Here is a 22,022-nt window from a genome sequence, read left to right on the forward strand (position 1 = left end):
TGCCGGCCTCATGTAATTGAAGCGATAGAAGCGACCGATGCAATCCGAAAGATCTCCTGGTTTCGCTCGACCTTCTCGCCCAGCGCGCAGCCCGTCCACACCACTTCCCCATCAGCCGGTGCGGTAATGGACATCTCCATCTTCATGGACTCGAGCGTGGCCAGTTTGTCGCCAACGCTGACGCGCTGGCCTTCCTGTGCATGAATGCCGATCAGCAGGCCCATCATCGGCGCGAGTACGGTGCCTGCCTCTCCGCCTCTGGACCTGCCGGCCGGCGTATGGATGGCGTCAATATCGAGCGATAGCTGGGACTCGCCAATCACCGCGTGTGCGCGGCCGCGGTGACAGAACGCGTGGACGGAGAGGGATTCCCCGTCCACAGCAACCAGGTACGTGCTGTCTGCCAGCCGTTGTGGCTCGCCCACCCGATGCATGGTCGGCCCAACCAATACCGCCGAGACGCACCCCCCAGTGCCCGAGCCAAAACCGACCTGCCAGCGGTTGCGCGGTGTGCTCACCTCATAGCGCGGCACAACATGTGGCGTGGAAGCCGGCCCACGCCGCAGGCGCCAGCCAGCGATCCCGTGATCACCCCATGCCCCCATTTGCGTGGTCTGGCTGCTTGTGGCCCGCCGCCAGATCGTCATCAACGCAGCAACGTGCTTCGTTGATTCAGCCGGTATCCCTTTGTCCGCCAGCCACTGGTCAATCGTTTCCGTACTGATGGCATTGCTCTCGACCAATGGGTCGGCAAGGAGCCCAAGCAGAAAGGCCCGATTGCTGACTACGCCGAGCACCGTGACTTCGTTCAGTGCTTCGCGCAGTGTCCTGAGCGCCTCTGTCCGCGATTGCCCTGCGGCGATCAGCTTCGCGATCATCGGATCGTAGTGCGAACTGATCTCGCTACCGGCCGTGACACCAGCGTCCATGCGGACCGCGGAGCCATGTCGAAAGACCTCGATGCGGCCGGTGGAGGGCAGGAATCCCTGGGCCGGATCTTCCGCATAGAGTCGTGCCTGAATCGCAGCCCCTCGTGGCTCCGTCAACTGGCCCTGCTCTGCGGGGAGCTGCCTGTCGTGGACCGAACAAAGCTGCCATTCGACGAGGTCGATGCCCATCACCAACTCGGTGACGGGATGTTCAACCTGTAGACGAGGATTGACTTCCAGAAACACCGCCGCGTTGTCGGTGACCGCGAATTCGACGGTCCCCAGGCCCAGGTAGTGAGTGGCTCGTCCCAGATCGACCGCATGCTGCCAGAGCTGCTGCCTTAGCTCCAACGGAATGCTGCTGACGGGAGCCTCTTCCACAACCTTTTGATGGCGGCGCTGAAGCGTGCACTCCCGATCGAAGAGATGAATCACGCCACCACGCCCGTCCCCAAGAATCTGGACTTCGATGTGCCGGGGCTTCGACAGGTAACGCTCGACGATGACCCGGCCGTCCCCGAACGAGGACCTGCCCTCCCGAATCGCGGCGGAGATGGCATCCTCGGCATCCTCGCGATGCCGGATGACGCGCATGCCTTTGCCACCACCCCCGGCGACGGCTTTGACGATGCAGGGCATTTCCATGTCGCGCACACAGGCCAGCACTTCGGTCACGTTGTCACTCGGTGACGCCAATCCGCCGGCGGTGGGGATACTCAGTTGCTGCGCTAGCTGCTTCGCCTTGGCCTTGTCGCCAAATAGTTCCAGCGTCTCGGGAAATGGACCGATAAATGCAATGCCGGCCTCGGCGCAGGCTCTGGCGAAGGCGGCATTTTCCGAGAGGAAGCCGAACCCCGGATGGATGGCATCCGCACCGACTCGTCTCGCCGCGTCGATGACAGCGGAGATATTGAGATAGCTGGAATGCGCCGGCACGTCACCAATGGCGACCGACTCGCCAATCTCCCGCACGTGCAAGGCCTCCGTGTCTGCGCTGGAGTGCACGGTTGCCACGGCTACGCCCATGCGACGCAAGGTCCTTGCGATTCTGCACGCGATTTCGCCACGATTTGCGATCAGTACTTTGTTGAACATCGCTACCTCACATACGGAAGACGCCAAAGCGGGTCATCTCGGTTGGAACACGTGCTGCGAGATCCAGCAGCAACGACAGTGCATCCCGCGTTTCGGCCGGATCCAGGATGCCGTCCACCCACAGATGGCGGGCGAAGTTCCTGGCGGACGCAAAGGCTTCGTACTGCTGCCTGATTGGCGCCTTGAAGGCTTCTTCTTCGTCCTGGCTCCATGCCAGCCCCTTCGCGCTCAGGTTCTGGCGCTTGACCATCGCCAGCGTGGTGGCGGCCTGGTCTGGTCCCATGATTGCGGCGCGGCCGCTCGGCCACATGAACATGGCGTTGGGCTGGAACGCACGCCCGCACATGGCGAGATTGCCGGCACCGTACGAACCACCGGTGATTACCGTGAACTTCGGCACCTTGGCGGCGCTCATCGCCGTGATGAAGCGGGCGCCGGCTTTCGCGATTCCGCCTTGCTCCGCCTGCATGCCAACCATGAAGCCAGAAACATCGGCCAGGAATAGCAATGGGATGTCGCGCTTGCAGCACAGGTCGATGAAATGGGTCGCCTTGATCGCGCTTTCCGTAAAAAGCACGCCGTCATTGGCGAGCACGCCTACCTGCCATCCCCCGATACGCGCAAAACCGGTAATCAAGGTCGGGCCGTACTCGGCCTTGAATTCGGACAGCGCGCTTCCATCCAGCAAGCAGTTCAGCACCTCGCGAGTCGGCGTCGGCTTCTTCGTGTTCGCGCTGACAAGCTGGTACACATCGCTGATCGGCCGCAGCGGCGCCTGGGTGGGAACCCGTTCTCGCAGCGGCGCCGGCATCGGCGGCAACTCTCCAACCAGCCGGCGCGCGATCGCCAACGCATGGCCATCGTCCTCGGCAATATGATCGGTGACGCCACTGATCCGTCCGTGCATCTCGGCCCCACCCAGGCTTTCCGCATCGACGACCTCTCCTGTTGCCGCCTGCACCAGTTGCGGCCCCCCAAGGAACATGAAGCCTTTGCCGCGGACAATCACGATCTCGTCGCACAGCGCGGGGATATACGCGCCCCCTGCCGTACATGCGCCCAGCACGACAGCGATCTGAGCAATGCCTTCGGCGGACATGCCCACCTGGTTGTGGAAGATGCTGCCGAACAGGCCTTCGTCGGGAAATATGTTTGCCTGGTCTGGCAAGAATGCACCGCCGCTGTCAACCAGCGTTACGCACGGCAGCCGATGTTGCCAGGCAAACCGCTGGGCCCGCACGTGCTTCTTGCAGGTCATGCCGAAGTACGTGCCGCCCTTGACGGTCGGGTCGTTCGCAATGACCATGCACGCCCGACCCTGGATAAGCCCGACCCCCGTCACGATTCCTGCTCCGGGCGCCACGCCCTCATACAATCCTTCGCCGGCCAGTTCACCGATCTCCAGGAATGGCGAACCTTCGTCCAACAGCATTTCGATTCGATCGCGTACAAGCAAGCGGCCCCGGTCGACGTGCTTCTGACGCGCCAGCTCACCACCTCCCATCCATGCCGCATCCCGCGCGATCAGCAGCTCCTGCAGAAGGCCTTGATACGACTGCTCGTTGATGTCTGAGTCCTTGAGTTCCACTGCGCTCTCCATCTGCGGGTTACATAGCAAGGTCGGGCATTTTCCGCAGGGTGAGCTGCGTCTTCTGCGCCCCCGGAGCCATGAAGAAACCATGCCGCACCATGGTCACTTCGACCTTCACCGCCAACGCGTTCCTGATGCGGGTTTCCACCTGCGCAGAAACATCGGCATCGCTCTCTGCTACCTGTCCCGCTGCCCGCTCGACGAAGAGCTTCAGATTGCCTTGGGTGGTATGTCCTTCAAAATCAGCCAGCACACGTACCACCCCAGGTACGACGGGCGCCATTGCGGACACGACATCCTGAATTGCCGAAGGAAAAACATTCACACCGCGCACGATCAGCATGTCATCGGTCCTCCCAAAACAGCGAATCGCTGGGGCCGTCCGACCGCCTGGCCCACCGATGGCGGTGACGACCACATGGTCTCCGGAGCGGAAACGCAGGACTGGCGACGCCTGCCGCTGCAACGACGTGTAGACCAGCTCTCCCTTTGCGCCAACCTCCCAAGGAAGCGTGGTCCCGCTCTCCGGGTCGACAAGCTCGGCCAGAATGTGATCTGCGCCGACGAAGTACATGCCACGCTGGTCGTCGGATTCCGCCCAATAGACGCACCCAAGGTCGGTCCCTCCCATCAACTCGCAGCATTTGGCCCCCCAGGCTTGCTCGAGCGCACCCCGGATAGCGGGATTGCCTCCTCCAGGTTCCCCCCCGACGATCAATCGCTCGACGCCCAGCGCGCTCGCGGGCATGCCGATCACCTCCTCGGCAATGTTGGCCAGATGCAGCAGATAGTTCGGCGTGCCAACGACGCAGCGCGGGCGGGCATCACGGGCCGCGATCAGCAGCCGGTCCGCACCGCCGTCCGCACCGATCGGAACATCGATGGCGCCGATGCGCTCGATACCCTGGTAGATCGGAATGCCGCCGACAAAGCCCTTGCTCATCGCGAAAGCGTGAAGCACGAAATCACCCTTGCGCACGCCACAGGCATAAAGGCCGCGTGCCGTGACCTCCGCCCACGCCGCCTTGTCGGATGACGTCAGCCCAACGTATGCCGGACTACCCGTTGTCCCGGACGAGGCCTGAATCTGGACGATGTCCTCCTGCCGCGCCGCCTGATGAAGCCCCAGCAATGGGCGAGCCTTCAGGCTGTCGCGCAGTTCCTGCTTGCAAGTGAACGGAACCTCCTGCAGGTCCGCCACCGAGCGGATGCGGCCGGCATCGATTCGCGCATCAGCCAGCTTGGTTTGATAGAAGTCCGAGTGCTGCGCCAGGTATTGCACCTGCTCGCGTAGTAGTCGGTCCTGGAGTTGAACAATGTCATCCCAGGGTCGAGTCTCCATTGGACTGAATGGCTTGGTGTCATCGCGCAAGCTCATTGATCTGCCTCCTGTTGAATCTTATACATACGGTCGTCCGTCCGTTTAATGGGCGAAAAAAAAAAACGAGTTAGTCCGTGCACATCGGGCCCGCCATTCGTCACTACCCCAAGCGTTTCCAGAGGCGGCAGTGGCGCCGGCCTGCGACGTCGCCGGCGCCACCCGCTGATAGCGAGCGCTGCGCGCGCACCGGCGCAAGGCACAAGTTGGGACGGCGCCCAGAATCATCCTTCCCAGAGCGCCAAGCCGCCTCAAAACTCGGTAACCGGCACAAACCTGTTGTTGTCTGCGTCGCTCCTGAGTACCCGCACCGGCGCGCGCGAAACGCGCACGTTCTTGGCAAACGACACTGGCGGCATAGGCGTTCCTACATCAAACTTCTTGCCGCTTTCGAGCGCCGAGATCGCACAGGCACGGGTGACGTCCTGCCCGCAGGTACGCATGGCCTCGATCAGCAGCCGTGCGCCAACATAGGCCGTTTCGGTATAGCGGTTGACGTCCTTGATTTCATCCGCCGAAAGATACTTCGCTGCGAGGTTGTTAAAGGGCTTGGCCTTGTCTTCCGTAAGCGTCAGTACGTAATCCGCCGAGTAGTACCCATTGCCAGCCTTGCCGGCGAGCTTCTGTACGGTTGGCAGATGCGCAGTCCAGACCGTGGCGATCGGCGCGTTCATCCCAAGCTTCTCCGCTTCCTTCATGATCGCCACATTCTCGGAGATGATGCCGCCGGAGACGATGACCCTGGCGCCAGCTTCCTTGACCTTCAACACCTCGGCGCCGAAGTCCTTCTGGCCGCGTTTATACGGCGTTTCGGCAACGTTCTTTAGCTTCAGGTCCTTGATGGCTCGCCTGTAGCCTGCCAGAACGTTGAGGCCGAAGTCATCGTCCTGATAGATCACGCTGAACGGCGCATCACGCAGACTGAGCTTTTCCGCGAAGTACTTCATCTGGGCATAGATGGCATCGCCATAGTCGGTGCCAACCACGAAGATCGATGGCTTGGGCGGGTCGTAGGCGATCTGGTTCGGATTGATCGAGACAATGGTCGGGACATTCTTCGAGACCAGGTACGGCGTCATCGCGGCCATATGCGTCGTGCCAGAGGTTCCCGTAATGCCGAAGACCTTATCCGTCTCAACCAGCTTCTTGGCAGCCTGAAAGGTTCTTGCCGGGACATATCCATCATCCTCGGTGATCACCACGACCTTGCGACCGTTGACGCCGCCCTGATCGTTGGCCTCCGCCACGGCCAGCTTCGTCCCCAGAAAATGAGCTTTGCCCGCCAGGCTAGCCGGGCCGGTCAGAGGCAGGATCTCACCGATTCGGACCTCCGTTCCCGACACACCAACTTCGGCTGCCAGTGCCACCGGCGCGGTCGGCAACAGGCAAGCGGCCGCGACCGAAACGAGCATTTTCTGATGCAAGGCCATCATGTCTCCTCAAGTGCTTTAATTAGTGTGTGAAAGGCCAATTGGTCCAGTACTTCTTGACGTCATGCCACCAGCCCACCAGTCCCTCGGGCTGAAACCGAACGAACATCACGACGGTGATGCCGTAGATCAGACCTCGAACTTCGAGACCGCGGGTAGAGAAAAGCTCTCCAGCGCCGCCGCCCACAAGTTCGGAGGCGATACGAATGACTTCCGGCAGCAGCGTCATGAAGATCACGCCGAGAATGGCCCCGGGGATCGACCCCATGCCACCCAGAATGACCATGGAGACGGCCTCAATGCTCAGTAGCACATTGAAGTTGTCCACGTTGATGTAGCCAAACTGATAGCCCAGCAGAGCGCCGGAGATCCCGGTAAAGAACGAGCTGATCATGAACGCGAGTACCTTGAAGCGGGTCACGCTGATGCCCATCATCGACGCCGCGATATCCTGATCGCGAATGGCATTGAACGCCCGTCCGACTTTCGACCTGCCCAGATTGACGACGGCGAGGACGGCCAGCACGCACCAGGCCAAACAGAAGAAATACAACGGAACATCCCCATCAATTGACCATCCAAGGATCGTGGGGGGCGGCACGGTGAGGCCCTGCGATCCACCGGTCAGGCCATCGGAGATCAAGATCACGTGCGTGACAATCAAGCTGAATGCCAGCGTGGTAATCGCGAGATACAAGTCTCGCAGTCGCAGTGATGGAATGCTCACCAACAGGCTGACAAGCGCGGAGACCGCCCCGCCAAAGAGAATGCCGAACACCGCGGGTAACCCGTAACGCACCACGACAATGGTGCTCGCGTAGGCGCCGAGCGCGAGGAATCCCGAGTAACCAAGCGAGATCAGCCCGGTGCCGCCAATCAGAAGATTCAATCCCACGATCCCGATCACCCAGATCAGGACCTTGATTGCCAAGGTCATTGCATAGGGGCTCGCGACCAATGGCAGCACAACCAGGCATAGTGCAAGGACACTCAGCCAGATCGGTTGCGCCGGACGTTGGATGGCGGCGACCAGCTGCCCGTACGATTCTTTGTAGTTTCCGGAATGCATTACACGCGCTCGACTTTCTTTTTTCCGAACAGGCCATACGGCCGCACCATGAGCACCACGATGATCGCAGCGAAGCCGACGATCTCCTTGAGGCCCTTGCCGATATACCCTTCCGTGACGGTTTCCAACACCCCGATGGCAATGCCTCCCACAGCCGCGCCAATGACGGAGTCAAGCCCGCCAAGAATTGCCGCAGGGAATGCACGCAAGCCCAGCATGTGCATATCGGGCCCAAGCTCGTAGATGGTTGCGAAGAAGATGCCTACAGTGGCGGCCATCAAGGCGCCAATCGCCCATGACATCGCGTATACGCGCTTGACGCTTACGCCCATCAACATTGCCGTGGTCTCACTGATGGCCGTCGCCCGCATGGCGATCCCGTACTTCGAGAATTTGAGAAACAACGCGATCCCGATACACCAAAGTATCAGCGCACCGATGGCGTACGCCTGGGCCGTGTACAGCCGCAGTGCGCCGAGCGTGATGACCGATTCTTCGCCACCGAGATTGAATGGGTGCGGCTCGGCGCCCCAGATCAGCACGACTAGCGAACGCAGGAGAACCGCCAACCCGATTGTCAGCATGACGGTCGAGAACGGAGGCTCGCCGATCATGGGTCGGATAAACACCCACTCCAGCAACAGACCAACGACCAACGAGGTCACCGCTATCGCTGGAAGGAGTATCCACAGCGGCAATGGCGCATGATTGCTGAGGGTGAAGGCGAGGTACGTCACCAGCATGATCATCTCGCCGTGAGCGAAATTGATGACACCCGTCGCCTTGTAGACAACGGCAAAGCCCATTGCAGCCAGCCCGTAGATGGCACCGATCGCCACACCGCTTCCCAATAGGGCCAGAAGATAGTCCATCAGGCTGCCTCCTCGTAGATTTGCCGGATCTCGGCAGCAAATTTCTTCTCGATTGCCCTTCTGCGCACCTTCATCGTTGCGGTCAGTTCGCCGTCGTCGTGATCGAGCTCCTTATCGAGCAGGACGAACTCGCGAACGCGCTCCACCCTTGCGAACCGACCGTTCGCGCGATCCACCTCTGCCTGGATCAGATTGCGTACTTGCGGCAATCTGGAGAGCGACTTGAAGGTCGTGAAAGTCAGGCCGTTCTCCTGTGCCCATTTTCCGACGGTGTGCATGTCGATCTGAAGGAGCGCCGAGACGAAATGGCGCCCATCCCCGATGATGATGGCCTCCCGGATAAAGAAGCTCTCCTTGAGGGCGTTCTCGATCTCCGACGGCGCGATGTTCTTGCCACCGCTGGTGATGATGATTTCCTTCTTGCGATCCACAATCGCGATCTCGCCACCGACATCCCGCTCGACGATATCCCCGGAGTGCAGCCAGCCATCGGCAAGCGTTGCGTCCGTCGCGGCCTGATCCTTGAAGTACCCCTTGAACACCGATGCGCCTCGGATCAGCATCTCTCCATCGTCCGCAATCTTGTACTCCACCCCCTCCACAGGCAAACCGGTGTGGCCACGCTTCGTGTAGCGCGGGCGCTGAATGAAGGCTACCGCGGCAGTTTCCGTCAGGCCGTAGGCTTGATAGATGGTCAGCCCGAGAATGCGAAAGAAGCGAACGACGTCAGGTGGTACCGATGCGCCGCCGGCAAATGCAGCGTTGACACGGTCAAGCCCGAAATGGCGAAGAATGGGCTTGAACACCACCCAGCGCGCGGCGAACATGACAGCGCGCTGCAACGCAGTAGCGGATTGACCGCTCTCCTCAGCATCGACGATGGCACCGCACACACGCATTGCGGCGACATATAGCCTGCGTGGTAGCGCCGAGCTTTCCGAGACCCGGATCTGTACGGTCTGCTGCATCTTTTCCCAAATACGCGGCACACCGAAAAAGATCAGCGGGGCAATCTCTCGTAGGTTGGACTGCACCGCGTCGACCGACTCCGCGAAGTTGATAACCGAGCCGCAGATCAGGTGGCTCACCTGAGAGAACGAGCGCTCTGCGACATGGCAAAGCGGCAAGTAGCAGAGGACGCTGTGATTCTTGTCGGTAAAGCCGAACTCATTGACGATGCCTTGCGTCGAGCAGATGAAATTCCGATGCGAAAGCATGGCGCCCTTCGGCGCCCCAGTCGTGCCTGAGGTGTAGACGATCACCGCCACGTCGTCCGGCCGGGTATGACTGACGGCCCGCTCGAACCATTTATCAATGTCCGGGCAGGCTCGGCCGAGTTCCATCAGTCTTTGCAGACTTCCAACCTGCGCCTCGTCGTAGTGCCGCAGGCCTTTCATGTCGACACAGTAGACATGCCTGATGGATGGAAGCCCGACAGGAGACGCCTTGGCGTCCAGTATCTTGTCGACTTGCTCCTGGTCCCCGCAAACCACCACCGTCGCTTCGGAGTGGTTGAGGATGTACTGCACTTCCGGCCACGGATTGGTAGGGTAGATGCCGACGCAAATGCCGCCCAGCGCTTGCGCCGCGAGGTCCGCGTAGAGCCATTCCGGCGAGTCTTCGCTGGCGATCGCAAGCCTGTCGCCGGCCCGGAAGCCGATCTCGTGCAATCCCCTCGCGAGGTCGCGCACGTTGTGCCAATACTGCAGCCACGTGACCCCCTTCCAAATGCCCAGATCCTTTTCCCGGAGCGCCGTTCTGTACGGGACCTGCTGTGCCCAACGCTGCAGCAGTTGCGGCAGGGTCAGACCCTCCGAGTCGACTCTGTTGACCTCTTTCACGCTGCAACCTCCACTTGCGCTGGCTGATCCGCTTCTGCGCTCCCCAGATAAGCTTGGCGCACCGCATCGTTCGCACGGATATGGGCGGGCGTCCCTTCGGCAATCGTGGTGCCGAAGTTGAGCACGCAGATGCGGTCGGAGATATCCATGACAATGCCCATGTGGTGCTCGATCATCATGACGGTGATACCAAGCTCATCGCGGATATCAAGGATGAAGCGTGCGATGTCCTCCGTTTCCTCCTCGTTCATTCCGGAAACCATCTCGTCCAGCAGCAGCAGCCTGGGACGTGTGGCCAGCGCCCGACCAAGCTCCACCCGCTTTTGCTGGCCATAGGACAGACTTCCCACCGGCTTGTCGCGCAACTCGGATATCTCCAGGAAATCGATGATCTCTTCGGCTCGCCGCCGGGCCTCGATCTCTTCGGCTTTTGTGCGACCGAGAAAGAAAGCGGCGCTGAACGGGCCACTGCGCAGATGGCTGTGCATGCCCACCAGGACGTTCTCAACGACGCTGGCATGCTTGAACAACGCAAGATTCTGAAAGGTTCGTCCGATTCCGATCGACGCCAATTGGTGAGAGCGCAGGTGGTCGATGCGATATGGACCGAACTGAATGGAGCCCTTGTCGGGGCGAAATATCGCCGAGATGAGATTGAACAGCGTCGACTTGCCAGCGCCGTTCGGTCCAATCACGCTATAGATCTCGCCCTCGTTGACGCTCAGGTGCGCATCCTGGATCGCGGCGACACCGCCGAAGCGTCTGGCCAGGTGCGTAACCGTCAGCAGTGCGCTCATGACAGCCACCTCTTCCGTCGTTTGTAGTGCTTGACATCACGCATGCTTCGGGCCTGCCGATTTTCCCCCATGCCGAGGATGAAATCCTGAAAATCCGGATTCGCCGCGAGGGCGTCGGCGTTGCCATCGAGGACGACCGCACCGTTCTCGATAACATAGGCGTAGTCGCAAATGCTGATGGCGGTGCGCGCATTCTGTTCGACCACAAGGATCGTCATGCCGTGCTCCTGGTTCAGGCGCTGTATGGCGGCATAGATATCGGCGACGATAAGCGGAGCCAGCCCCAGGGATGGCTCATCGAGTATCAGCATCTTGGGATCAGACATCAGCGCACGCGCGATGGCAACCATCTGTTGCTCTCCGCCCGACAGATAGCCGGACACCGCCAGACGCTTTTCCTTGAGCCGGGGAAAGAGCATATAGGCCCGCTCGATATTCACATCGACTACGGCGCGCGGCATGATGTGTCCGCCGGCCCTCAGGTTTTCTTCCACCGTGAGGGTGTCAAACATGCGACGCCCCTCCGGGACCAGTGCGATGCCCTGACGAACGATCTGATCCGACGTCATGCGCGACAGGTCACGGTCGAGCAACCTGACGGAGCCCGCCATGATCTCGCCATCCTCCACTTCCAGCGTGCCCGTGACGGCCTTGAGGACAGTGCTCTTGCCCCCACCGTTGGTACCGAGCAGGCCCACGATGGTGCCCTCTTCCACGCGCAGCGAAATATTGCGGACCGCTTCGATCGATCGGTCGTACATCACCTGCAGAGTTTCGACGACTAGCATGGCGGCACCCTATCGGCTTAGCCAGACCGGCTTACGTTTCTGCAGGAAGGCAGCAACACCTTCGGCAGCCTCGCTGGAGTTCCAGACCGAGACCAGCTCGTCGATACATGGCTGGAAATGCGTGTGTGGCTGTTGCGAGAATCCGGATAGAAGTCGCTTGATGTGACCCGCACTGCCGGGTGCCGTGGTCAGTGCAGTCGCCACTTCCCGTTCCAGGGCCTCGCCCAAGGAGGCCGCATCGCAAACAATATCTACCAGACCGATGCGCTGGGCATCCGTTGCGTCGATCGGGCGTCCGGTTACCATGAGCGAGCGCCCCTGGGCAACACCGGTGCGAGCGATCACGTAGGGGGCGATCGTTGCGGGGATCACACCAAGGCGTACCTCCGCCAACGCAAATGTGACATCGTTTGCGGCAATCACAATGTCAGCCACTGACATCAGACCGACTCCACCGCCATACGCACCGCCTTGGACCCGCGCAATCACCGGCTTGTTGAGACGGTGGAATGCATCGAGCATGTGCGCCAACTCCAGCGCGTCTTCGGCCTTCTTCTCGTCGGACTGATCAAGAATGTCGCGCATCCATTCCAGATCTCCACCGGAACAGAAGATGCCCCCCGAGCCGGCAAGCACAACAACCCGCACTCCGTCGCGCGACTCGAGCGCGATTGCGGCCCGGTGCAGTGCACGAATCAACGCCATCGAGAGAGCATTGCGGTGATCCGGCCGATTCAGGATGACCGTTGCCACACCTCTCTCGTCGGTATGAATCTGAAGGTCGCCAGACGCATCGGTCGACCAAATCTCTGATGACATCCCTCCAGTCCCCCAAGCAGCAAAACAGTGGTTTCGTTTGTCTGTGTGCTGACAGGGCATGAAGCGGTCGGCCCGCCCTCCAACCTCGCCGCTCTCTAGCCCGTCAATCGGCGGACAACCTCACGTCTCATCCGCACGGCAGATACTATACTAACGTACGTTCGTTTGTATATCCTCGCCATATAGGGATAAACGATGAGACGGACAAGCATTCTTCAGAGTGCAAGGGCCCGGTCAGGAATACGGTCACCGGGAAGATGGGGCAGAGTTCGGAAATTAATCAGTCGCGGTGGATGGCGCGACGGCCGGAGGAGGCTTGTTGCCGGCCATTGCCTGCGACGAAATCGTTGCTGCCGACGGAGGCGCGGCGCTCCCGGGTGGTTAGCGATCGGGAAGCCGCCATCGGCGGTAGTGGCGCCTTCATTCCATCGGAACCGTCAGTGAACAGGCTCACCGTTGCGCCACGGATTCACACGCTCCTGGCGATATTGAGCCGTGTTTCGAATGATGGACAAGGTCTAGCCGGGGTCCGATGCAGCGCGACAACGTATAGGGCACGAGGAAGGCCCTTCCATCGGCATCACCCAACATAGCTGCTTTCAGCCCTTGCGTGGACGAGTCGCTTTCCTCGCAGGCACAGGTTCAGGCGCCTGACCGGGGTTGTCTATCCCGTTCATGACCATCGACGTATAGATCTCGACGAGTGACCCGATCGAATGACGGCCGCCCGGGCGATACCAGGTACAGACCCCCGTAAGCATGGCAATCGTTGCGTATGTCGCGACTTTGGTGTCGGCAATGTGGAACTGGCCCTGCCTGGTGCCAGCGTCGAAGATGTCGTTGAGATAGGTCTCGTATTTTTCGCGCTTTGCGGCAATGGCTTTGAAGTTCGCAGGCTCAAGACTGCGCAGCTCGGCATTGCCGATAAATACGTCTTCCTTGCGCTCGGCGTGGAACTGAATATGGAACGCGATGAATCGCATCAGTGCCTCACGCGGTGTCGCGCTGCCCATCAACGCAGCTTCGACGCCCTCCAGCAATTCCTCCATGACATCGTTAAGCAAGATATGGAGCAGATCCTGCTTGTTCGAAATGTGGTTGTACAACGACCCAGGCTGGATGCCGACAGCCTCAGCCAGCATGCGAAGATTCATGCCTTCAAAGCCATGCTCGTAGATGAGCCTGGTTGCTTCCTTCTTCAGGGATTCGACGGTCTTAGCGCCGTTCGATCCGAAAGTGCGCGCCATGATGAATGGTCCTCGGGAAAATCGTGAAACTGGACAATCCACATGTCCACGATCTTATCAGTATACGATCGTTTGTTTATTTTGAGCTTCCAGCCATCGTGCGCCCCCCCAGCCCACCCCTGCCAGCGTGAGATCGGAGGATCCTGGTCTCACGTCCCGTCTGCCCTGCTCCTTTGTCAGGTACCCCTGCGGCAAACGGACATGGGCGAAGTGCTGTGACGCCAATCATCCTCGTGTTTATCACGCGCCTCCGCGTTTGGCTTTCCGCCCTGCGGACACAGGAACTGCGCGAGTTCTGGCAGCGAGGCGTCGTTGGTCGTGTTGGCGAACGGCCCCCCTCCCGGCGCTGCCCCGTCAATCACCAAATCGCCCATCACCCCAGCCACTGCGCTGTGATAAATGGCAACCCGCCTCCCGGCGCCGCGTCCGCCATAGCCGCGACCGTGTAAACTCCCCCCTTTTTCCCATCCTGCCGACATGACGCAAGTGCCACAGCGCACGGGTTTCAGCGGCCCGAAACTGCTGCGCGTGCTGGCGCGCCTGACCGAGACCGACGCCGCCGGCGCCGTGCCGTCGCTGTCCGCCGTGATGAGCCGGTGGCTTGGCTGGACCGACGCCATCGCGCTGTCGGCCGCGCTCAACGGCAGTCCGCCGGAAATGCCGTCCGGCGCACCGGCGCGTGCGGGTAGCGAACGGGGCATCGGCGACGCCGCTGGCACCCATTTGCGCGCCATGCTGACCGCCGCGATTACCGGGCAAGGCATGTCGTCCGACAGCCGCCGCCGGATGCCGACGCGGACGGCGGCGCCCGATCCTGCCGAGGCCGACTTCGCCGTCCATCGCCAGCGCTATATCGCGTTGCAGCAGCAGATGGAACGCGAAATCGCCGGTCTGCGCGGGCGGCTGCGGGCTGCACTGACGTCGCGCACGCCGCAGGCAGCCCGGCTGGCCATGCTGGATGCCGTCATGGAACAGGTACTCGGCGCGCGCGAACAGGCCGTGCTTGCCGCAGTGCCGGGGATGCTGGAACCGCATTTCACACGGCTGCGCGACACCGAGGGCGCGTGGCTAACTGTATTTCGCAGGGACATGCAGAGCGTACTGCTGGCCGAGCTGGAAATCCGATTCCAGCCCGTGGACGCCCTGCTCGCCGCCCTGCGCGACATCTGATCGAACTATATGAACAGACACCTCACATCGCTCGTCGCGCCACTCGTTGTCTTCCTGGCTGGCCTCGCCGTCGTCGGCTGGGTCGGCGCCGGCTACGCGGGCACGAATGCGCTGGCGCTGGCCGTCACACTGCTCATTGGCGGGTTTTACGTGGGCGGCGCGTTCGAACTGCGCCGCTACCGCCAGGCCACGGCTACCCTGCCCGTCGCGCTTGCCAACCTGGCCGCGCCGCCGACCAGCCTCGGCGCGTGGCTCGACAGCCTGCATCCCAGCCTGCGCAATGCGGTACGCCTGCGCGTGGAGGGCGAGCGCGTTGCGCTTCCTGGACCGTCGATGACGCCGTATCTGGTCGGCCTGCTGGTGCTGCTGGGGATGCTCGGCACCTTCCTCGGCATGGTCGGCACGCTACGCAGCACCGGCGTGGCGCTGGAAAGCGCCGCCGACCTGCAGGCGATCCGCGCTTCGCTGGCGGCTCCGGTCAAGGGTCTTGGCTTCGCCTTTGGGACGTCTGTGGCTGGCGTAGCCACCTCGGCCATGCTCGGGTTGCTTTCGACGCTTGCCCGCCGCGAGCGCGTGCAAGCGGCGCAGATGCTGGACGAGCGCATCGCCACCACGCTGCGCGCGCATTCGCGCCATCACCAGCACGACACGGTCTTCGCGCTGTTGCAACGCCAGGCCGAACTGATGCCCACGCTGGTGGATCGACTGGAAACCATGGCCACGACGATGGCCCGCCAGAACGAAGCGCTCGGCGAGCGTCTGTCGGCCAGCCAGGATGCGTTCCATACGCGGACCGAAGCAGCCTACGCGCGGCTGGCCGATACCGTCGGGCAGTCGCTGAAGGAAGGCATCGCGGACAGCGCCCGGGCCGCCAGCGCGGCGATCCAGCCAGCCGTCGACACCACCATGACCGGCCTCGCCCGCGAAGCCTCCACCATGCGCGACACCGTCACGCAGACCGTGCGACAGCATCTGGACGACCTCTCCACCCGCTTCGACGCCACCACTACCGCCGTGGCCGACACATGGCGTCAGGCGCTCGCCGAACACCAGCAGGTGAACGCCTCTCTGACGTCAGACCTGCGCGCATCGCTCGACGGCTTCGGCGAAACCTTCGCGCAACGCTCGACGGCGCTGGTCGACGGCATCGGCACGCGCCTCGACACGGCCGCCGCCGACGCCGCCAGAACGTGGGATGCCGCGCTGTCGCGCCTCGAACATACGGGCGAATCGCTCGCCAGCGCCAACCACCAGGCGATGACCGACGCCTCAGCCGCCTTCTCGCAGCACGCCGCCGACATCGCGGGTACGGTCAGCCAGTCGCACGCCAACTTGCAATCCCAACTGGCGGCACAGGAAACGGAGCGCCAGACGGCGCTAGCCGAACGCGATGAAACGCGGCTTGCCGCGTGGCGCGACACGCTGGCAGCCATGGCCGCCACCATGCGCGACGAGTGGCAACGGGCCAGCACGCAATCGGCCACTGACCAGCAGGCCGTTCGCGATGCCCTGGCGCAAAGTGCGCGCGACATCGCCACGCACGCCGAGGCTCACGCGACCTGCACGCTTGCCGAGATCGACCGCCTACTGCAGACCACGACCACGCGGCAATCGGAACTGGCCGCACGTGACGAACAGCGCCTCGCCGCGTGGCGCGACACACTGGCCGACATGGCCGTCACCATGCGCGATGAGTGGCAACGAGCCAGCTCGCAATCGGCCGCTCATCAGCAGGCTGTCCGCGATGCCCTGACGCAAAGCGCGCGCGACATCGCCACGCACGCCCAGGCTCACACCACCGGCACGCTTGCCGAAATCGACCGGCTTCTGCAAACCACAACCACGCAGCAATCGGAACTGGCCGCGCGTGACGAACAGCGGCTCGCCGCGTGGCGCGACACACTGGCCGACATGGCCGTCACCATGCGCAATGAGTGGCAGCAGGCAAGCTCGCAATCGGCCGTTCATCAGCAGGATGTCCGCGATGCCCTGACGCAAAGCGCGCGCGATATCGCCGCTCACGCGCAGACGCACGCCTCCGGCACGGTTGCTGAAATCGATCGCCTGTTGCAGGCCGCGTCCACGCTGCAATCGGAACTGGCCTCGCGCGACGAACAGCGCCTTGCGGCGTGGCGTGACACGCTGGCCACCATGGCCGCCACCATGCGCGATGAATGGCAACAAGCGAGCACGCAATCGGCCGAGCATCAGCGGGAGATCCGCGACACCCTCGCCCGGACCGCCAACGACATCGCCACGCACACGCAGGAGCAGGCCAACGGCACCATCGCTGAAGTGGCCCGCCTGGCGCAGATCGCGACCGAGGCACCCAAGGCCGCCGCCGACGTCATCGCCGAACTGCGCCAGAAGCTCACCGACGGCATGGCGCGCGACAACGCAATGCTTGAGGAGCGTGGGCGTCTGCTCGAAACGCTCGGCACGCTGCTCGATGCCGTGAATCACGCCTCCACCGAGCAACGTGCGGCCGTGGATGGGCTCGTCACGACTACGGCGGACCTGCTGGAGCGCGTCGGCACGCGCTTCACCGAGCAGGTGGCGCAGGAGACCGGCAAGCTCGATGGCATCGCGGCACAGGTCACGGGCGGTGCCGTCGAAGTGGCGAGCCTGGGCGAAGCCTTCGGTATGGCGGTACAGGTGTTCAGCGCATCGAATGACAAGCTGGCGGAGCACCTCACCCGCATCGAGGCCGCGCTCGACAAGTCGATGACGCGTAGCGACGAGCAGTTGGCCTACTACGTGGCGCAGGCCCGCGAGGTGGTGGACCTGAGCATGCTGTCGCAGAAGCAGATCCTTGAGAACCTGCAGCAGTTCTCCGCGCAGCAGGCAGGAGCCGAGGCGGCATGACGGACGATTTCGACGCCGGCGCGGAGCCCACCGTCCCGGCCTGGGCGGTGTTCGGTGACCTGATGTCGGTCATGCTGGGCGCCTTCGTGCTGGTGCTGCTGGGCGTGATTGGCGTGCAGATGGAACTGTCGGCACGGCTCGAGAACGAGGTCAAGCAGCGGCAAGAGGAACTGAAGCGACGCCAGACGCTGGAGGAAGCGCTCGCCGGGCCGCTGGCGGCTGGCCGGGTCACGCTCAAGGACGGGCGCATCGGCATCAGCGGCAATGTGCTGTTCGCGCTGAATTCCGACCAGTTGCAGCCGGAAGGCCGCGCGCTGCTCAAAAGCCTTGCCGCGCCGCTGTCGGCCTATCTGGGCGCGCGCGACGAAATCCTGATGGTCAGCGGTTTCACCGACGACCAGCAGGTCAGGGAAGGCAACCGGCGATTTGCCGACAACCTGGAACTGTCGGCCCAGCGGGCGCTGACCGTCACCCGCGCGCTGATCGAAGCGGGCCTCCCCCCGGCTTCGATCTTCTCGGCGGCATTCGGCTCGCAGCAGCCGGTCGCGTCGAATGCCACAGAGGAAAGCCGGGCGAAGAACCGGCGCGTGGAAATCGCGCCAGTGCCGAGGGTATCTGCCGGGGCCGGAGCCGGTGCCGGGACCACGAAACCCCATGCATAACGACGGCCCGCTCGATCCCCTTACCCTGCTCGACGGCTGGCGCGACAACGGCGCAGACCGTGCAGACCCCGTCCGCTTTCGCTTTATCGAGACGATGGCGCAACGCGCGTCCGGCTATAGCGGCGAAGCTGGCCGTCTGCTCGATGCGCGGGTAGCCAGGCTGGTGGCGGAATACGGGGAGATGCTGGCAGGCAATGCGAGCGCGTCGGACGAGGTAGCGCAGCCAGAGGCACAGTCGCAACGGCTCGACGCCCTCGCGGAACTCGCGGCGCTCAGGGAGCGCCTCGGCCAGCATACGCAGCCAGCCGCCGCGGCCACCACCACCCACGCTCACGTTCACACTCACACACCAAACGCCCTCATCCCGCAGCGCGCCGCCCCCGTCGAGCCAGAACTGGCCGACTACTTCCGCGACACCTGGGCTCGCGTCAGTGTCGACCGGCAAATGCGCCAGTCGCAGGCGGGTGTGCCCGAGAACGCCGGGCCGCTGAATACGAACCATCTGGTGCATCGGTCACTGTCACTGATGCGCGAGGTGTCGCCCGGGTATCTGGAACAGTTCCTGTCGTATGTCGATGCACTGTCGTGGCTCGAGGGGATGCACCCCATCTCGCTGGTGCCCGACCGCAGGGCACGCGCCAAATCGGGCAAGACGGGAAGCGGCAACGTCTGAAAGGGCCGGCGCGCAAGGCGTCGGCTTGTCGTACCGGCAATCACCATTGCTCCGTCTGTGCGCAACCGCACAGAGCAGCACCGCGACACGCGCATAGTCACTCTCGCAGTACCGAGTCATCCGATTCCTGACCGACTGGGTAGCGAGCCATGAAACCAGAGCCCTTTGTAGTGACCCCGGACGCGTACGCACGCCCGCTCAACGTCGTGGGCGAGAAAATCACGGTGCTGGCCTCGAGTGCCGCCACGCAGGGCTACGAGGTGTTCCTGCAGCATGGCGAGGAAGGCAGTGGGCCGCCGCCACATAGCCATGACTGGGACGAATCGTTCTACGTCACCAGGGGCAGTGTCGAGATCGGCTATGGCGATCAGGTCTTCGCGGCACCGGTCGGCACGTTCGTCCATATTCCAGCCGGCACGACGCACTCGTTCCGCTTCGGTACCGGCGGGGGCGAGATGATCTCCGTCACCAGCCACGGCGGCAATGCCTCGCATCTCTTCTCGCGCATTGACGAGACCGTCCCTCCGGGCCCGCCCGATCTGGAAAAGCTCCATGCGGTGGCGCAGGAGTGCGGCGTGACGATTCCGGGATGACAGGCCGAGGCCGCGTGATCGCGCGGCAGCCGCCCGAATGGATGGATCAACGCTTGATCTTCACCGCCCGTTTCGCGGCGGTGCCTGCACGTTTGCCGCTGACGGCCTTCGCGCCCGGAGCGGCCACCGCTGTCCGCTCCTTTACCTTGCCTGATGCCGCTGCCGGCAGCGCCTGAGCGGAGCGCATCTGCTGGCTCTCGCTGGTGGTCACGCCAATGGTACGTGCCAGTTGCCGACTGACGCTGATATAGGCGTGCCCCAGCCTGGCATCGAAGTACAAGGAATCCCCGCGTGCCATTCGCACGAACTCGCCATTCGCGAAGTGCACCTCGACTTCGCCGCTCAGCACATAGATGAACTCCTCGCCGGGGTGGCTGGCAAAGACCTCCGGCCCCGTGATGTGCCGCGCGTGGACGGTGGCCACCGTCGGGCTCATCTGTTTCCCGGCCGCCTCGGTACAGAGAAACTCATAGGCAATCGACTGGCCGGTATAGACCACGCCCTGATTGGCACGCGTGACGATGGGCCCCTGGAACGGCGCCGCAGTCTCCCCCGCTCCGGCGAACATCTCGCCCATGTCCATTTGCAGCGCTTTGCCAATGGCCGCGAAGTTGTCGTAGCCGAGCGCAAGCTGGCCACGCTCCGCGCGCGAGATAGTGGTGATGGATACGCCGGACAGCTCCGCAAGGTGGGCCAGCGTCCAGCCGAGCGCCTTGCGCGCGCCGCGCAGGCGCTTGCCGAAGGTCTCCCGGTCCAGCGTGCGCGACGGGTCCACGTGCGCCGAGGCATTAGTCTCTTTCAAGCCAGGATCCTTTCGTGATGACGTGTTGTTGAGCCCGGCACACCCCCCGCGTAGGGGTATGCCCTTGGCATCCGCAATTTATCCGATAATTTGCGTATCCGCAATTTGCGTATTCGCAAATTCTTGAATACACTCGCTGGACCCATGAGCCTGCGCCTCGCCTCGCGCCGGCGTGCAACGTCCCCAAGCACCCCTTGCCAATGACTGCAACCACGGCCCCACTCCGCTCTGACTTTCTGGTAATCGGCGCAGGTATCGCCGGCGCCTCCGTCGCGTACTGGCTCGCGCCGCACGGCAGCGTCACCGTGCTGGAGCGGGAAAGCCAGCCGGGCTATCACTCCACCGGCCGATCCGCCGCGCTGTTCATGGAAAGCTACGGCACGCCTCAGGTGCGCGCGCTGACGATGGCCAGCCATGCCTTTCTCGCAAATCCGCCGCAGGGCTTTGCCACGCATCCGCTGCTGACGCCGCGCGGCGCGCTGATGGTTGCCGCGCCCGGGCAGCAGGCCCTGCTCGACGAGCACTGGGAAATCCTGCGCGCGATGGCGCCCGAGGCCGAACTGCTGACCGCCCAGCAAGCTTGCGAACGCGTGCCCGTGCTGCGCCCGGAGATGGTGATCGGCGCGGTCTACGAGCCCGGCGCGGCCGACATGGATGTCCATGCGATCCATCAAGGCTACCTGCGCGGCATGCGTCAGGCGGGTGGCAAGCTGGTCTGCGACGCTGAGGTCCGCGCCATCACGCGTCATGGCGATGTCTGGCGCGTGGAAGCAGGACATGCCGTCTACGAAGCGCCGGTCGTGCTGAATGCCGCCGGTGCGTGGGCCGACGTGATCGCGCGCCAGGCCGGCGTCTCCCCGCTTGGCCTGCAGCCCTGCCGGCGCTCGGCCTTTGTCTTCCAGCCGCCCGCCGGCATCGACAGCCATGGCTGGCCCATGGTGCATAGCGCCGACGAATCCTGGTACATCAAGCCCGACGCTGGCATGTTGCTCGGCTCTCCGGCCAATGCCGACCCGGTCGAGCCGCAGGACGTGCAACCCGAGGAACTGGATATCGCAATGGCGATCCACCGCATCGAGGAAGCCACCACGCTGACGATCCGCCATCCCGCCCGTACCTGGGCCGGCCTGCGCTCCTTCGTGGCGGACGGCGACCTGGTCGGTGGCTTCGACGATCGCGCGTCAGGCTTCTTCTGGGTGGCTGCGCAAGGCGGCTACGGCATCCAGACGTCCGCGGCCATGGGCGAGACCTGCGCCGCGCTGGCGCGTGGCCTGCCTGTGCCCGCGCACGCCGCGTCCTTCGGGCTGACCGCGGAAATGCTGGGGCCCGCGCGGTTGCGCCGCACAGTGGCCTCATAGCAGCGGGCCCGGCATCCACGGGCCACACGCAGACGAAACGAAA

At 63.0% G+C, this 22,022-nt stretch carries 18 protein-coding genes; 6 read left to right on the top strand and 12 right to left on the bottom strand.

All coding sequences use genetic code 11. The features are described from left to right. Positions 1-8: 8 nt before the first annotated feature. The 11 genes from B2246_RS15745 to B2246_RS15795 form a co-directional block, all read right to left on the bottom strand. Positions 9-2,024: an acetyl/propionyl/methylcrotonyl-CoA carboxylase subunit alpha gene (locus B2246_RS15745; protein ID WP_286881923.1), complete on the bottom strand. Its 2,016-nt coding sequence runs from the start codon at positions 2,022-2,024 to the stop codon at positions 9-11. 7 nt (positions 2,025-2,031) lie between these two features. After that, on the bottom strand, positions 2,032-3,624 hold the full coding sequence (locus B2246_RS15750; protein WP_411860105.1) for an acyl-CoA carboxylase subunit beta: 1,593 nt from the start codon (positions 3,622-3,624) through the stop codon (positions 2,032-2,034). 7 nt (positions 3,625-3,631) lie between these two features. Beyond that, positions 3,632-4,993: a phenylacetate--CoA ligase family protein gene (locus B2246_RS15755; protein ID WP_286881921.1), complete on the bottom strand. Its 1,362-nt coding sequence runs from the start codon at positions 4,991-4,993 to the stop codon at positions 3,632-3,634. Positions 4,994-5,244: 251 nt separating this feature from the next. Further along, entirely contained in the window at positions 5,245-6,426 is a 1,182-nt protein-coding gene (locus B2246_RS15760) for an ABC transporter substrate-binding protein (RefSeq protein ID WP_286881920.1), read from the bottom strand. Positions 6,427-6,445: 19 nt separating this feature from the next. Further along, positions 6,446-7,492 (bottom strand): branched-chain amino acid ABC transporter permease, encoded by a 1,047-nt coding sequence (locus B2246_RS15765; protein WP_286881919.1) that lies wholly within the window; start codon positions 7,490-7,492, stop codon positions 6,446-6,448. Beyond that, positions 7,492-8,364: a branched-chain amino acid ABC transporter permease gene (locus B2246_RS15770; RefSeq protein ID WP_286881918.1), complete on the bottom strand. Its 873-nt coding sequence runs from the start codon at positions 8,362-8,364 to the stop codon at positions 7,492-7,494. Before B2246_RS15770 ends, B2246_RS15765 begins: the two co-directional genes overlap by 1 nt. Next, complete coding sequence (locus B2246_RS15775) at positions 8,364-10,205, bottom strand: AMP-dependent synthetase/ligase (RefSeq protein ID WP_286881917.1); 1,842 nt, start codon at positions 10,203-10,205, stop codon at positions 8,364-8,366. Before B2246_RS15775 ends, B2246_RS15770 begins: the two co-directional genes overlap by 1 nt. Further along, complete coding sequence (locus tag B2246_RS15780; protein WP_286881916.1) at positions 10,202-11,002, bottom strand: ABC transporter ATP-binding protein; 801 nt, start codon at positions 11,000-11,002, stop codon at positions 10,202-10,204. Before B2246_RS15780 ends, B2246_RS15775 begins: the two co-directional genes overlap by 4 nt. Then, complete coding sequence (locus tag B2246_RS15785; protein ID WP_186426653.1) at positions 10,999-11,790, bottom strand: ABC transporter ATP-binding protein; 792 nt, start codon at positions 11,788-11,790, stop codon at positions 10,999-11,001. The genes B2246_RS15780 and B2246_RS15785 overlap by 4 nt, the downstream gene beginning before the upstream one ends. A 9-nt stretch (positions 11,791-11,799) precedes the next feature. Continuing rightward, positions 11,800-12,543 (bottom strand): enoyl-CoA hydratase-related protein, encoded by a 744-nt coding sequence (locus B2246_RS15790; RefSeq protein ID WP_214608532.1) that lies wholly within the window; start codon positions 12,541-12,543, stop codon positions 11,800-11,802. A gap of 665 nt (positions 12,544-13,208) precedes the next feature. Beyond that, on the bottom strand, positions 13,209-13,856 hold the full coding sequence (locus tag B2246_RS15795) for a TetR/AcrR family transcriptional regulator (protein ID WP_186426652.1): 648 nt from the start codon (positions 13,854-13,856) through the stop codon (positions 13,209-13,211). Positions 13,857-14,333: 477 nt separating this feature from the next. On the opposite strand from B2246_RS15795, the gene B2246_RS15800 reads away from it, so the two are divergent. The 5 genes from B2246_RS15800 (at position 14,334) to B2246_RS15820 (ending at position 19,819) form a co-directional block, all read left to right on the top strand. Beyond that, positions 14,334-15,026 carry a DUF3348 domain-containing protein gene (locus tag B2246_RS15800; protein ID WP_286881915.1) on the top strand — a complete coding sequence of 231 codons (693 nt, stop codon included), beginning with the start codon at positions 14,334-14,336 and terminating at the stop codon, positions 15,024-15,026. Positions 15,027-15,035: 9 nt separating this feature from the next. Then, positions 15,036-17,891 (top strand): DUF802 domain-containing protein, encoded by a 2,856-nt coding sequence (locus B2246_RS15805; RefSeq protein ID WP_286962695.1) that lies wholly within the window; start codon positions 15,036-15,038, stop codon positions 17,889-17,891. Beyond that, a complete protein-coding gene (locus B2246_RS15810; RefSeq protein WP_017514636.1) occupies positions 17,888-18,553 on the top strand; it encodes an OmpA family protein in 666 nt (221 codons plus the stop codon). The genes B2246_RS15805 and B2246_RS15810 overlap by 4 nt, the downstream gene beginning before the upstream one ends. Next, positions 18,546-19,226 (top strand): DUF2894 domain-containing protein, encoded by a 681-nt coding sequence (locus B2246_RS15815; protein ID WP_286962696.1) that lies wholly within the window; start codon positions 18,546-18,548, stop codon positions 19,224-19,226. The genes B2246_RS15810 and B2246_RS15815 overlap by 8 nt, the downstream gene beginning before the upstream one ends. A 149-nt stretch (positions 19,227-19,375) precedes the next feature. Beyond that, a complete protein-coding gene (locus B2246_RS15820) occupies positions 19,376-19,819 on the top strand; it encodes a cupin domain-containing protein (RefSeq protein ID WP_286881911.1) in 444 nt (147 codons plus the stop codon). A 46-nt stretch (positions 19,820-19,865) separates the two neighbouring features. Here the strand turns inward: B2246_RS15820 and B2246_RS15825 are convergent, their stop codons facing one another. Next, a complete protein-coding gene (locus B2246_RS15825; protein ID WP_035883936.1) occupies positions 19,866-20,621 on the bottom strand; it encodes a helix-turn-helix domain-containing protein in 756 nt (251 codons plus the stop codon). Positions 20,622-20,821: 200 nt separating this feature from the next. On the opposite strand from B2246_RS15825, the gene B2246_RS15830 reads away from it, so the two are divergent. Continuing rightward, entirely contained in the window at positions 20,822-21,979 is a 1,158-nt protein-coding gene (locus B2246_RS15830; protein WP_008642566.1) for an NAD(P)/FAD-dependent oxidoreductase, read from the top strand. Positions 21,980-22,022 lie beyond the last annotated feature (43 nt).

The sequence above is a fragment of the Cupriavidus sp. UBA2010 genome, from assembly GCF_002335265.1.
GTDB classification, from domain to species: domain Bacteria; phylum Pseudomonadota; class Gammaproteobacteria; order Burkholderiales; family Burkholderiaceae; genus Cupriavidus; species Cupriavidus metallidurans.